The organism is Acetanaerobacterium elongatum (genome assembly GCF_900103835.1).
In the GTDB taxonomy this organism is placed as follows: domain Bacteria; phylum Bacillota; class Clostridia; order Oscillospirales; family Ruminococcaceae; genus Acetanaerobacterium; species Acetanaerobacterium elongatum.
In genome coordinates this window covers 61494-74941 of record NZ_FNID01000008.1, presented here as the reverse complement: position 1 = coordinate 74941, position 13448 = coordinate 61494, and the positions used below count along the sequence as shown (strand labels likewise).

General features: G+C 52.8%; 14 protein-coding genes. 1 reads left to right on the top strand and 13 read right to left on the bottom strand.

Translation table 11 applies throughout. From position 1 onward, the window contains the following. Positions 1 to 215: 215 nt before the first annotated feature. Entirely contained in the window at positions 216 to 1043 is an 828-nt protein-coding gene (locus BLR50_RS03945; RefSeq protein ID WP_092638795.1) for a DNA-formamidopyrimidine glycosylase family protein, read from the top strand. Positions 1044 to 1141: 98 nt separating this feature from the next. On the opposite strand, the gene BLR50_RS03940 is transcribed toward BLR50_RS03945, so the two are convergent. From BLR50_RS03940 to BLR50_RS03880, 13 genes are all read right to left on the bottom strand, one after another. Continuing rightward, on the bottom strand, positions 1142 to 2095 hold the full coding sequence (locus BLR50_RS03940) for an alpha/beta hydrolase (RefSeq protein WP_162840311.1): 954 nt from the start codon (positions 2093 to 2095) through the stop codon (positions 1142 to 1144). Positions 2096 to 2178: 83 nt separating this feature from the next. Continuing rightward, complete coding sequence (locus BLR50_RS03935; protein ID WP_092638791.1) at positions 2179 to 2553, bottom strand: hypothetical protein; 375 nt, start codon at positions 2551 to 2553, stop codon at positions 2179 to 2181. 30 nt (positions 2554 to 2583) lie between these two features. Continuing rightward, positions 2584 to 3285 (bottom strand): hypothetical protein, encoded by a 702-nt coding sequence (locus BLR50_RS03930; RefSeq protein ID WP_092638789.1) that lies wholly within the window; start codon positions 3283 to 3285, stop codon positions 2584 to 2586. After that, positions 3282 to 3983, bottom strand: coding sequence for an ABC transporter permease (locus BLR50_RS03925; RefSeq protein ID WP_092638787.1), 702 nt, complete (start codon positions 3981 to 3983; stop codon positions 3282 to 3284). The genes BLR50_RS03930 and BLR50_RS03925 overlap by 4 nt, the downstream gene beginning before the upstream one ends. Next, entirely contained in the window at positions 3980 to 4834 is an 855-nt protein-coding gene (locus tag BLR50_RS03920; RefSeq protein WP_092638785.1) for an ABC transporter ATP-binding protein, read from the bottom strand. Before BLR50_RS03920 ends, BLR50_RS03925 begins: the two co-directional genes overlap by 4 nt. A gap of 79 nt (positions 4835 to 4913) precedes the next feature. Continuing rightward, positions 4914 to 5507 (bottom strand): TetR/AcrR family transcriptional regulator, encoded by a 594-nt coding sequence (locus BLR50_RS03915; RefSeq protein ID WP_092638783.1) that lies wholly within the window; start codon positions 5505 to 5507, stop codon positions 4914 to 4916. Positions 5508 to 5579: 72 nt separating this feature from the next. Beyond that, positions 5580 to 6107, bottom strand: coding sequence for a DUF6512 family protein (locus BLR50_RS03910; protein ID WP_092638781.1), 528 nt, complete (start codon positions 6105 to 6107; stop codon positions 5580 to 5582). Positions 6108 to 6152: 45 nt separating this feature from the next. Further along, complete coding sequence (locus tag BLR50_RS03905) at positions 6153 to 6398, bottom strand: hypothetical protein (RefSeq protein WP_092638779.1); 246 nt, start codon at positions 6396 to 6398, stop codon at positions 6153 to 6155. A 581-nt stretch (positions 6399 to 6979) separates the two neighbouring features. Beyond that, positions 6980 to 8263 (bottom strand): ATP-binding protein, encoded by a 1284-nt coding sequence (locus BLR50_RS03900; protein WP_092638777.1) that lies wholly within the window; start codon positions 8261 to 8263, stop codon positions 6980 to 6982. Between the two features lie 61 nt (positions 8264 to 8324). Next, positions 8325 to 9035: a LytR/AlgR family response regulator transcription factor gene (locus tag BLR50_RS03895; RefSeq protein WP_092638775.1), complete on the bottom strand. Its 711-nt coding sequence runs from the start codon at positions 9033 to 9035 to the stop codon at positions 8325 to 8327. A gap of 249 nt (positions 9036 to 9284) precedes the next feature. Next, on the bottom strand, positions 9285 to 10058 hold the full coding sequence (locus BLR50_RS03890; protein WP_092638773.1) for an ABC transporter ATP-binding protein: 774 nt from the start codon (positions 10056 to 10058) through the stop codon (positions 9285 to 9287). Next, positions 10051 to 10992, bottom strand: coding sequence for an ABC transporter permease (locus tag BLR50_RS03885; RefSeq protein WP_092638771.1), 942 nt, complete (start codon positions 10990 to 10992; stop codon positions 10051 to 10053). The genes BLR50_RS03890 and BLR50_RS03885 overlap by 8 nt, the downstream gene beginning before the upstream one ends. 800 nt (positions 10993 to 11792) lie before the next feature. Next, positions 11793 to 12866: an ABC transporter substrate-binding protein gene (locus BLR50_RS03880; RefSeq protein WP_092638769.1), complete on the bottom strand. Its 1074-nt coding sequence runs from the start codon at positions 12864 to 12866 to the stop codon at positions 11793 to 11795. Between the last annotated feature and the right edge of the window lie 582 nt (positions 12867 to 13448).

The following is a 13448-nucleotide window of genomic DNA, read 5'->3' as shown; positions in this document are numbered from 1 at the left end:
TATAATTGTAAGGAGCGTACCCATGCGGTGCGCTCCTTGTTTTTACTCGATATTCAAGTTGTATTGTATACCAATTCAATAATATCATCATTTTTCCACTCGTCAACTTTTTGCCCAACGGCATAAATCTGACGGGGGCTGTCATATTTACTGTGCTATGCTATACTTAGGTTATACCGATTGGCGAATTATAACAATTAAGGAGGCCGACCCCTATGCTCGAACTCCCCGAAGCTGCCGTCATGGCCAGCCAGCTTTCCCAAACGCTTACCGGAAAGGTAATAGCATCCGCCGCCGCGAACACCTCGCCGCACAAGCTCACCTGGTATTTCGGCGACCCTGCCGCTTATAACACCCTGCTTGCGGGCAGACGGGTAGACGGTGCCCATGCCGTAGCCGGAAATGTCGAGCTGCTGATGGGCGACGCACGGCTGCTTTTGCAGGACGGCGTCAGCCTGCGTTACCTTACCCCCGACCAAAAGCTCCCCCCAAGGCACCAGCTGCACCTGCAGTTTGAAGACGGCTCCGCGCTGGTGGGTGTTGTGCAGATGTACGGCGGCATCAGCGCGTTTATAGACGGCGAGAACCAGAACCCCTACTACCTTGTGGCGAAGGAGAAGCCCTCCCCGCTCACCGATGCGTTTAACGAGGCATACTTTGCCTCCCTGTGCGAATGCAAGAATTTTGCCAAGCTTTCGGCCAAGGCGTTCTTAGCCACCGAGCAGCGCATCCCCGGTCTTGGCAACGGCGTGCTGCAGGATATCCTGTGGAACGCGGGCATCCACCCCAAGCGCAAGATGGGTACGCTCTCCGAATCAGAGCTTGCAGGTATGTACCGCTCTTTAAAGGGCACTTTAGCCGCCATGGCGCAGGCAGGTGGGCGCGACATCGAGCACGACCTGTTCGGCAACCCGGGCGGGTACGCCTGCGTCTTAAGCAAAAACACCGCGGCTATGCCCTGCCTCAAATGCGGCTCAGGCATCAAAAAAGAGGCCTACCTCGGCGGCAGCGTCTACTACTGCGAGGGCTGCCAGAAGCTTTAGATAAATTGAAGGCAGCAAAAAACGAGCAAAAACCCCATACGGAGGTTTTTACTCGTTATGTTATCACAGAAGTACAGGTTACACCCAATCGGCTGCCCTTATGAATTATAAAAAGCCAGATACTTGTCAAGGTTAGACTGCCAGTAGTCGTTATTATGCTCCCCACTGCCAACGCAGTATTCCACAGCCCAACCCTTATCTGTTAAAAGCTTCTGCAATGTTTTAGTACCGCTTTGGCAATAAGGGTCCTTGTCACCGCAGTCCAGCCAAATCTTCAACCCCGATAAATCCTTCGTCTGTGCCAGTTTATTGGGGTCTCCCGCTTCAATGTCCTCAACGGTTGGGAACAGAAGGCTGTAGGGGATCAGCTTTGCTTCAACAGACGGGCTGTGTCCGCCCACCTTGCCAAACAGCTCCGTGTTTCTAAAGCCAATGTGCAAAGCCGCAAAGCCCGCCATGGATATCCCCGCAATATACCGGCCTTCCTTGGACAAAACCGTGCTGTAATTCGCATCGATGAACGGCACAGCCTCCTTGGTTACATAGCTTTCATACGGCCCTATATTCATGTCTTCGCCGCCTATCTTTACTACGCCCGGCTTCTCCGCTGAATCTACGCCATAGCTTCGGTCAATCTGCACAGATGCGATGATCAGCGGTTTTATCTTTCCCGCATCAATCAGCCTTTCCGCCGCGTCGTCTATTCCCAGCAGCGAAAACATCTCATCATCGCTGGTAGCTCCTTCACCATGAAGAAGATAAAGCACCGGATGTTTTTCTTTATCCGTATACCCTTTCGGCAGGTAAACGTTAATCGCCATCCGCTTATTCAGCAGTTTACTGTCAACAAACTGCTGGATAGTATTTGTCTGAACCGCGGGCGCGGATTCCACAGACAGCGATTCGTCAGAAGACGAGGGCCCCGATTCAGCCGCCGATACCGACGAAGCTGGTACTACAGATATCTGCCCTGACTTTTCAGTTACACCACCGGCTCTGCATGAGCACAAAAATAACGTCACAGCCACTAGAATAATAAGTCTTTTTCTCATAATGTCCATCCTGCTATCTCTCAAAATGTCAGTTTAAGCTGCTAACTCCGCTGGCTATATACAGAATCTCTTTTAAGCAGTCCTCATCTTAAAAATGAGCGGTCTGATCTGCGGTCTTTTCCCCTCGCCCGCTCCCGCATCCGCTCGTACAGCCTGTAAAGCTGCTGCACGCGGTTTTCCAAAAAGAAATAGTGGCGGATATAAAATACCAGCAGCACCAGCGTAATCCCCGCCAGCGCGCAGGCTAGGATATTGCCCGACGCCGCGGCATAGAGCACAAACCCCGCGCCCAGCAGCGAAAACAGCACGGTAATCAGCAGGTGCACAAGGCGCTCGTGCTGAAAAAAGCCCGTCATTACCAGGTGGTGCTTTATCTGTTCCTCCCAGTCCACCGCCTCGCCGTCGCCGTTTAAAACCGCCTCGGTCTGTTCGATATACTGCTTCATCTGCTTTGTCATCAGTACCCCGTCCCTTAAGCATTCGCGTTTTTAGCGCCTTTTCTCCGCAAGCACCAGCGCAATCAGCACCCAAATGGCGTTTACACCCAACGATACTATTATAACACCTGCGGCGGGCGGCGCAAGCATCAGCTTGGTAGTCCAGTAAAACGGCAGCGCGCCGCAAACAACGCTCACCCACGGAATACCCAGCAGATCACCCGCACTGGTGATCATTAAGGAATCCAGCAGCTTCGCAAGGGTCAGCCCTTTCACCTTGTCGTCTGCGATGGTAAACAGTATCAGCGCGGTGGATATCCCCTGCATACCCGATACCGCCAGCACCACCGTCAGGCTCAGGGGATGAACCGTTACCAGGTTTAATAGCAAATGCGAAACCAGCGTGTATGCCATGCTCAGCACAAACGGCATTATCAGGCGGTTTGCAATATACCCCCGAAAGCCCAGCGGGGTTACGCTCATCAGGGTATAGATGCCGTCGTCCCGCTCGTCAATCATCATAAACGCGGTCACCGCGCCCAGCATACCGGGCGAAAGCAGCACCATAAACCCCTCGATGTACCCGAGGTAAGGCGTAATGTCAAACCCCGTGCAGCGCAGCAGCAGCGGAAAGCCGAATACAGCAAGCGCCTTTACCGCGGCAATCGCCAGAAAGGGCACCGCCATAAACAACAGCATCAGCGGCTCGCGCAACAGCTTTTTGCAATCGCTTACTAAAGCATGACCGTTCATTCGCCCTGCCCTCCCAACACACCTTTATCGTAAACCCTTAATGCCGCAAAAAACAGCAGCACCGTCCAAGCCGCCAGCACCAGCATATCCGCCAGCGCGTTCAGCGGGTCGATTCCCCTGAAGGCCCCTATGGCAAGGTGCAGCCCCGCAACGCTCGGCAGCGCACGGAACAGCCACGAAAACGGAAACCCGATAATCGAAAAGCAGGGAAGAATGGCTGCAAGCATCATCGGCACCGCGCGCACAAAATACTGGTTTACCGTGCGGCAGCTCCCCGCCGCCAAAAACCCGAAGAAGGTAAAGCACACCGAGCTTACCCCCACCGAGATAAGCAGCAGCAAAAGGTTGCCCTCTGCCCCAACCGCCGCAAATACAATCACCACGGTTGCAAACAGCGAGAGCATCCCAAACGAGATAGCCTTGGAAAACAGGTACTCCGCAGGCGAAAGCGGGGTAACGGCCAGGCAATCCAACACCCCCTGTTGCTTTTCCAGCATCACGATGCCTCCGATGAAAAAGAACCCCACAATCGCCGGGTCGGTATAGATGGTCAGCGCCGCAAGGTACTGCCGCACCTCCCCGCCGGGCAGCTTCTGCAGCACGATGATATACACCGCCGTCACCAGAATATACAACAGGTAAAGGCCCTGCCTGAACTGGAATTGAATATCGCTCCTCAGCGCGTTTTTAAGCCTCATTCCAGCATCCTCCCCGTCACCTTGATGAAAATCTCCTCAAGAGAGGCGTCCTCGCTGTGGATGGTTTGAATCTCTCTGGTTTGCAAAAGCTCATACAGCCGCTTTTCCCTGCCCAGCGTATCGAGCGAGAACTCCTCGCACACAACGCCGTCGCCGTCGCGGTAGGCCACCTTCACCATGCGCCTGCCGAAGTTCACCTTCAGGTTGGCAGGGGTATCACACAGCGTAATCTGCCCGTCGCAGAGAAAGGCTACCCGGTCGCACAGCTCCTCGGCCACCGTCATGTTGTGGGTGGTTAAGAATACCGTCTTGCCCTCGTTTTTCAGCTGCAGGATAATATCCTTGATGATGCGCGCGTTCACCGGGTCTAAGCCCGAGGTCGGCTCGTCAAAGAACAGAAAGTCGGGGTTGTGCATAATACTGCGCACAAAGTTTAACCGCATCTTCATCCCCTTCGAAAAGCCCTCCACCCGCTTGTCGCGGTCAGAAAGCAGGCCCACCCGCTCCAGCAGCGCGTCGGTGTCCTTCGCGGTGTTTTGGTAGTAGCCCCCCAGCAGCTTCAGGTTCTCGGCCGCCGTCAGCTTGTTATAGAGGTTGGGGAAGTCAAACGCCACCCCGATACGCTCAAAGAACTCGCGCCCATACTCGCTGCGTTCGCGCCCGAACACCCGCACGCTGCCCTTGTAGCCGCGCAGCAGCCCGATGATGGTGCGCTGCGTGGTGGTTTTGCCCGAACCGCTCGGGCCTAAAAACCCAAAGATCTCCCCCTTTTCAATGGCAAAGCTGATCTTCTTCAGTGCGGGCGCCTTGCTGCCCGCATAGGTGTATTCAAGGTTTTCTGCCGTCAGCATCACTGTCAACTCATTTCATAATGTTTATTAAATGAGCAGCCGCTCATTTTTTAATGAACACAAAGGTCGGTTTCCAAAACTATTCCAGCAGCCTGATTACCCCTGCCACCACAAACAAAAAGGTGTCGCAGATTAAGGTCAGCTGCGTTTCGGGGTCGTCGTAATGCGCAATTACATACAGCACCCCGCTCAAAAGCTGCTCGGCAATTACCGCGCCCATCTCGGGGGCAATCGGGATATCGGTCTCTTTAAGATGCTCGATAAAATGCTCCGTCAGCACCTTCATAAACTCCGCTCTCGTTTTCGCAAACCGGCTGCCCTCGCTCTTTTGCAGCAGGATATAAAACCGGTTGGTGAACACCAGTGCAACCGACTGCATCCACTCCCGCAAAAAGGCCCTCCACACCCGCACATCACGGCTCTGTACAATCTCCTCTGGAATCATCTCGCCCGAATGGTTTTGAATCAAATAGATAAACGCGTCATACTCCGGTTTCACCAGTGTTTCAAACAGCGCCTCTTTGTTCTCAAAGTAGTGGTACAGGTTCCCGATGGTGGTGCCGGAGTTCTTCGCAATCACCCGCAGCGACGCATTCTGATACCCCTTGTGCATGAACTCCCGCTCGGCGTTTTGCAAAATCACCGCCATCAGTTCCTCTTTTTTGTACTGCATAAGTAATCACCTGCTCATTTATAAATTAGCACGTTTGCGCCGTGATGTCAAGACAATTTGCCCGCCTTTACCTTATAAAACCCTCCCGTATCCCCCTGTTATGGGGTCGCGAAACAGCGCAAGCGGCGGCGGAAAAAAGGTAAACACCACAAAGCAGGCGGCAGCCGCAATCAACGCCACGCCCACACAGTCAGGTATCACATACCCCTTCTTCAGGATTATAAAGCTGATGAAATACGCCGCAGCCACCCCGATAATAAAGGTCAGTATATCCGCCCACAGGTAGTGTGTTCCCGCAATGCCGCTGTAGGTGTAGAACACCGCAACAATCGTAATCATCCCCACAAGGATGCCTACCGTCTTGGCTCCGATAAAGCTTTCAACATGCCTTCCGAATGAAAGGTACTCCGCCACGGAATAGAAAAGCATGGGGAAAAACAGCAGCTTCAGGTGTTCCCACACGCTTTCGTTCACCGGGCAAAACGCACCCGCCACAGGGCTTTCGCCCAGCCACCGATACGCAAAATGCAGCAGCGTTCCTGTAATAACTACAAACACAAAACCCGCAATCTCTAAAGCTATAACCGTCAACCAACGCATAATTATCACCTTAGAAATTATATGCGTCAGCCAAAAGATTAAGAATCAGCCGTCCCCGCAGCAAGGGCAGGCATAAAAGTATCTGCGGCCGGCAGCTGCTGATAGAAACGGGTTAAAAACGAGCAGGTACCAACCATAACGGCCGGTACCTGCTCCTGATTTCATCGCTCCGGTTATCAATGCGTAAGCTGCCGGGCACTGGTGAAGCTCGTCTTCATAGACGAGGGAGCCCTCCGTTTTCGGCGTGCCGCTTCCGTCCTCAAGCCGCAGCCCGCCCACAAGCTCCTTCATCGTTTAAGCCTGCACCTTACTATGTACCGGCTACAAAGATAGGGTTTGCATCAAGCGTCATTCCGCCCGCTTATAATTGGGGCAGGGCGCCTTTTCAGTCGGCTTATATCTTTCACCCTGTTTGCAATCCGAACAAGGCGATCTTTTTGTTTTCACATCCGCCTCCGGTATGTCAGGGCATACTTCAAGAAATACGCAACTGTTACAGCGGCAACGCATACAATCATTTGGCACTAGCTTCATCACAATACCTCTTTTCATAATCGACTATGCTACAGTTCAGCGATAGGATATGCCTAAGTTTAATAAAACGGTATTTGTGTTGTGTCAAAAAAGGTTATATTCCCGGTTGTCGACCGTATATTCTATATTACAGCCAAGTTACCGGTAATGTCAACTGCCGCCTATCCAAAAAGGGCGTATTTCACACATTTTTTGCACAAAAAAGCAGATTAGTGATACCCCCACAAAAACAGAGAATAAAAAACCTGCCTCCGTCCATCAAGTTTTTCAGCGGTTGGCTTCTTTCAAGCGCGCAGAATCATACTCATAACAATGCCCCCCGGGCAGGGCACTTCTTTTCAATCCCGCTTCGGAATCAGCATCACCGTCACGCAGAACCGGTTGTCTTTTACGCTAAAATCTACCGTCCCGTCATACCGCGCGGCAACACGGGAAAGTATCTTGGTGCCGATGCCGTGCTTTTGCTTATCCGGCTTGGTGGTCTCGGGGGCGCTGCCAGTTAAGGTAAACCCCTCGGGCAGCGGGTTCTCCTGCTTGATAATCAACATCCCGGCAATCTCCGCACATTTAAGCGTGATAACTTTCGGCTCTCCGGCTTTCAGCATGCCACAGGCCCGAATCGCGTTATCCATAATATTTCCGAAGATGCTGCACAGGCTGATATCATCCACACCGGTGCTCTCGTTGAGCGTCACCTCAAACTCACAGGTAATGCCCTGCCGTTTTGCCTCGCCAAACTTGTGCGAAAGCAGCGCATTGATCATTTTGTTTCGGCACACCTGCATGCTTCCGGACAGTTCAATTCCACTCGAGATTTCTTCAACAACCGCCAATGCCTCGTCATAGCTGCCCTCATCAAGCTGCCGGGATAGCTGCGCAATCAGCTCGCAGGACTTCATGCGGATACTCCCCAGATCGTTAAGGCAGCTATACAGGCTGCGATAATGTGCCTGCTGCAGGGCAAGCTGCTGTTGCATGAACGCAATACGCTGCCTGCGCAGCCGGTTTTGGTAAAACAGCACAATCGCAATAATCTGCAGTATCCCCGCTATGGAAAGCGCTATCAGTATGCCGTAGCCCTTCTGCTGATCGTTAAGAAGGTCGATTATTCCCATCAAGTATGCCCCCGAAAACAGAAACAGCGAAAACAGCGGCAACACCAATGCTATTTTCGCCGCCGCTTCGTCTATCCCTTTTATGTAGGAAAGAAGTCTTGGTCCTGCCGCTATGCAGCAGGCTATCGGTATAATTTCAGCCACGAGCAAAATGCGCAGCAGCCACAGATGATTGATATACCTGCTATGCCACGGGCTTATGGTTAATAAGCTGAAAACCAGCAGCTGAAACATTATTAAACCGAAATGAACAATAACAAATACCGCAGGCTTACTTTGGTAAATGGCAAATATCGCTGCCATTACGCAAAGGCTTAAAGCCATGCTGGCAGCACCGGACGCATTGGTGTAAAGGCGCAACAGGGCAAAGCCCACCGCAATCAGGCAGCCCGCAAGGTAGTTCAGCCGCCCGAAGCGTGGGATAAAGACGCGGTTATAGAGGCATACACGCAGAACTCCCGACAGCACGGCAAGGGCAACAATCCAGGCAACCTCGTCCGCATTCAATGGGTTTCCCTCCAACGCTGCGCATTTATCCGATAATAACTGTTTGTTCAGTTTTTAAGGCCTACAGCTCCGCTCCAAGGTAGGTCATGTACTGCTTGCGCACCTCATCATAGCGTGCCATGGCGATGGGAATAACCATATCATTCTTTAAAATAAACTGCAGGCGGTAAATCTGGCTTACCTTATCGATATTTACCAGATAGCTTTTGTGGCAGTTGATAAACCGGTTATCCAGCATGGCGCTTACCTCCGAAAAACGGTTGTTCGCAACCACACTCTCCACCTCGGTTACAATCCTTACCTCCCGCAGGTGAGCCTCCACATACAGAATTTTCGAGATATCCAGCTTCTTTACTGCCCCCTTGCAGCGCACCGTTATAAATAGCCCTCGCTTGGCCTTCGCCGCAGCCGCGGCCTTTTTTATCGATAACATCAGCCGCTCCCGCCGAACCGGCTTCTTTAAAAACGAGATATGGTCCACATGGTAGGTATCCTCAATCAGCTGGTCAAACGACGACATGAAGATTACCTGTATGTGCGGAAACTGCTGCTTGATTAAGCCCGCAAGCTTAATGCCGTTTTTTTCGTCTAAAAGGATATCGCAGATAACCATATCCACGGCGTTTCCGTGGTGTGCCGCGTAATCCAGCAGTTCCTCTCCGGTTGTAAAATAGTACGGATTTATCGGCTCTCCTATATCCAGTGCAGAAAGCTCGGCCTCTAACAGCTTCAGCTGCTCTGCGTTATCGTCACAGCATAATATGGTAATCACTTAAAGTCACCTCTGTAATGCTCAATAATGCAATTACCTTTCACAAACGAGTTCCTGCCGGCCGGGGGCTGCTGATACTTATAGAGGATATGTTTTGGGCTGTTCCCCCACATCATAAAGATATACCAGTATAATATTAGCACTAACGCTGACGCTTTTCAACAGTAAAGCGGGAAATTGTGGCATTTCTTGTCGAAAAATCAAAAAAGCACCGCGCAGTTCATACGCGATGCCGTTTTTTAAGCTTGCCTAGTTCCCGCACTCAATGCTAATCTCATTAAACACCTTGAGCACCGCGTCAATCGAGGTCGCCTGCTTCGCGGTGCCGCTTACATCCATCACACAGTGGCCCTCGTGCATCATCACCAGGCGGGTGCCGTAGTTTAAGGCAAAGCGCAGATTATGCGTCACCATCAGCGTGGTAACCTTCTTCTCCTTCACCAGCTTGTCGGTAAGCTCCATCACCGTTTCAGACGACTTGGGGTCGAGCGCCGCGGTGTGCTCGTCTAAGATCAGCAGCTCGATATCGGTCATGCCCGCAATCACCAGCGCAAGCGCCTGACGCTGCCCGCCCGAAAGGGTAGAAGCCGGCACGTTTAAGCGGTTCTCCAGCCCCATGCCGCAGGGCTCCAGCAGGCTGCGGTAGTAATCGATACGCCTGCGGTTAATGGCGCGCCCCAGGGCATACACGCCCTTTTTGTTGTCGGCAAGCGCCATGTTCTCTAAAATGGTAAGGTCGCCGCACGAGCCCTTCTGCGGGTCTTGAAACACGCGCCCGATGAACTGAGCGCGCCTGTGCTCACTTTCCCGGGTAATATCCCTGCCGTTAAAGCGTATGCTGCCGCCGTCTATCGGCAGCGAGCCGCAGGCAAGGTTTAAAAGCGTAGTCTTGCCCGAGCCGTTGGAGCCGATAATCGACACAAACTCGCCCTTTTCCACCCTAAAATCAAAGCCGTCAAACAGCGCCACCTCGTCGGGGGTACCGGCGTTAAAGAGCTTCACGATTTTTTCAAACTCAAGCATCTGCGATACTCCCTTCCGTGAGGGCCGCTCTGCGTGCGCCCTTCTTTAAAATGTTGCTGCTAACCAGTGCGATGGTGAAGATAACCGCCATCAACAGCTTAAGGTACTGCGTGGGCAGCCCCAGCGCCAGCGCCGCCGAAAGGCAGGCCTTGTAGAGCAGCGCACCGAACAGCACCTTGGTGGTCGCCTTTAAAAAGCGCACCTTTTTAAACAAGCTTAACCCGATGATTACCGAGGCCAAGCCTATTACCACCATGCCCGGGCCCATCGAAAGGTCTGCCGAGCCCTTCTGCTGTGCAATTACCGAGCCTGCAAGCCCCGCAAAGCCGTTGCCGATGGCAAGGCCGAGCACCTTCATGCGTCCGGGGTCGCGCGCCAGCATGGTAACATACTGCTGGTTGCTGCCGGTGGCCCGAAGCAGCAGGCCCGACTTGGTGGAAAGGTAGGCATCCAGCCCCAGCTTGCTGATGAGCGCCAGCAGCAGAGTAACAAAGAGCGCCGTCAGCTGAAAGCCCAGAATCTTCTGGGGAATCAGGCTCGCGGGCAGGTCGCTGAAGATGGTGGGCAGGTTAAAGAACGATACAATCGTCTTGCCGCCGGTGCCCGCCATCAGAATAACAAGGTTGATGGATAAAAGCGCCGTCATCACCAGAATGCCGCATAAAAGCGGGCGTATCTTAAGCTTTACATGCAAAAGCCCCGTAACGCTGCCCGCCAGTGCCCCCGCCAAAAACGAGATCAGCACGCACAGCCAGGGGTTTACCCCCATCGTAATCAGCACGCCGGTAATCACTGCGCCAAACGGCACGGTGCCGTCCACCGAAAGATCGGGGAAGTCCAGGATGCTGTAGGTAATGTACACGCCGAGGGCAAGCAGGGCATACATAAAGCCCTCCTCCAGCGTGACCTTCAGAATGTTGAGCAGCTCAGTCATGGCAAAACGACCTTTCCTTGCAGAAGTGAGAGGGGAGAATCAGGAGCAAGATAATGATGTAGGGGCAGACCCGTGTGTCTGCCCTGAGAAACTTGAATTTCGCGCCTGTAGGGAACGGTCTTGACGGTTCCGCCTAGATTCTTACCGGCCTTGCGAAAACCCACCCCCAACCCCCTCCCGCGCATCGGGCAGCATCGGTATAAGGCCTATTTTCGCTTAAGTGGGATATTCGGCAGGGGCTTCGCCCCTGCCTGCATTCCCCGTTATTGGTAGGAAGCGGCCCCTGTGCCGTTCCGAAATCACGCAAATTTTGAACCGCGGGCGGGAACCCCGCCCCTACGGTACGGTAACGGTAAATTGTAGGGGCGGCGTCCTCGACGCCCCTTTATGCGATTCCATGCGCGGCGCTTGTAGGGGAGGCCATTGGCCTCCCGCGGTATTATGCGGCGCTCGGTTAGACTCCGGGCATTCGTAGGGGCGGCCATCGGCCGTCCGCGGTCTTTCCGTGGCCATTATACGGCGAGATCACAGGCGCTTGTAGGGGAGGCCATTGGCCTGTCGCGGTATTATGCGGCGCTTGTTAAGACCGCAGGCGCTTGTAGGGGCGATTATCAATCGCCCGCGGTATTCATACAGCGTTCGGTGAGACCACGGGCGAACACAGTTCGCCCCTACAATCCTGCCGAATGCCCGCCCCTACATAGTATATCCGCCCTAACACACCAAACCGCAGCAACAGTTGCCTGCCCCTGCGGAATGATGCATGTAACCCGTATCGAATTATTAGAAATAAGCTGTGATTATTTTGCCGTTGTAGTAACCTGCTCCGCGCTCTTGTAAGCCTCGGGCAGGGTAATCTTAAAGCTGTCCAGTACAGCGGTGTTCACTACCGGCTTGGTGTCCTTCACCTTTTCAACCGCGATGGTCTCGGCCTTTTCACCCTTCAGGATGCGTGCGGCCATCTTGCCGGTCTGGCTGCCCAGCGCCACGTAGTCAATGCTCTCGGCGGCAAGGCACCCGTTCTTTACCTGCTCAATCTCCGAGCCGTAAACGGGGATGTTGTTGGCCTTTGCCTGCTGCAGCAAAACGGAAAGGTTCTCCACCACGTTGTTATCGGTAAAGTTGTTGATGCAGTCTACCTTCGCGGCAAGGGAGGCAGCCGATTGCGGGATATCCGAAGCGCTCTGAACGCCCTGCTCAACAATCTCAAAATTATAGGTCGGGGCAAGCTTTTTAATCTCAGCCAGCTGAGAAACGGAGTTTGCCTCGCTGGTGGTGTAAAGGATGCCTACCTTCTTGGCGTTGGGCTGCAGCGCACGGATGAGCTTAAGCTGCGCGTCCAGGTTCAGCACGTCAGAGGTACCGGTGCAGTTGGCGCCGGGAGCCTCGGTGGACTTTACAAGGCCGGCTGCAACAGGGTCGCTTACCGCGCAGAACACAACGGGAATGTCGGTGCCGCGGGTGGCGGAGAATGCGGAAACAGCCGAGGGGGTAGCAATACCCATAATCAAATTGTAGCCCTTAGAGGCCATGGTCTTGGCAATCTGATCGGAGGTTTCCATCTGCGCCATGGCGTTTTGGAAGTCGATCTCTATATTCTCGCCGTTCTTAAAGCCTGCTTCCTCTAAGCCCTTTACAAAGCCGGTGTAGCAGTTATCAAGCGACGGATGGGTAGCGTACTGAATCACGCCGATCTTCAGCTTCTCGCCTGCGGCGGGCTGAGCCGGGGAAGCAGCTTCGGAGGAAGCGGCAGAAGCCTCAGAGGCCGCTGAAGAAGACGACGCGGCGGGTGCGGTAGAGGCGCAGGCGGTAAACATAGCCGCCGTTAAAAGAACGCTTAACACTACAGAGCCTATTTTAAATGCTTTTTTCATAATAATCAATCTCTCCTTAAATAATTATGATAAATTTTCCGGCTGTATCAATACAAACGCCGCCATCGCCTATTCAAAATGATCATATCCGTCATCCTTTCGGGGGAAATAAAAAAACCCTTATCCCCAAAAACAGGGACAAGAGTTATTCTCCTGCGATACCACCCAAATTCGCCCGTACTAACCGGACGCACTCGCTCTGCATACCATCATATGCATTCCCTTTGTAACGGGCGGAAATCCCGTCGCACCTAAACGCATCGCGTCTCGGATTGCCCTCGTAAGCCCATTCACTACAGCCGTGCTGCCGCAATCCCACCGCCTGCGGCTCTCTTAAAACCCTAACACTGTACCTACTACTCTTACTCATCGGTTTGTGGTTTATGAATTTATTTCATTTTATGCCGCAGTCGGGGTTTTGTCAATACCTTTATTTTAGTTTTTACAAATATTCAGCCGCATTATTCTGTATAATTATCCATTATTAGTTTATATTAGTAGGTTTCTACCCAAATTATATATACAAAAGGTTAATGATTATGGTATAATATCAATAATTATAGAATCTTCTACGAATATAGC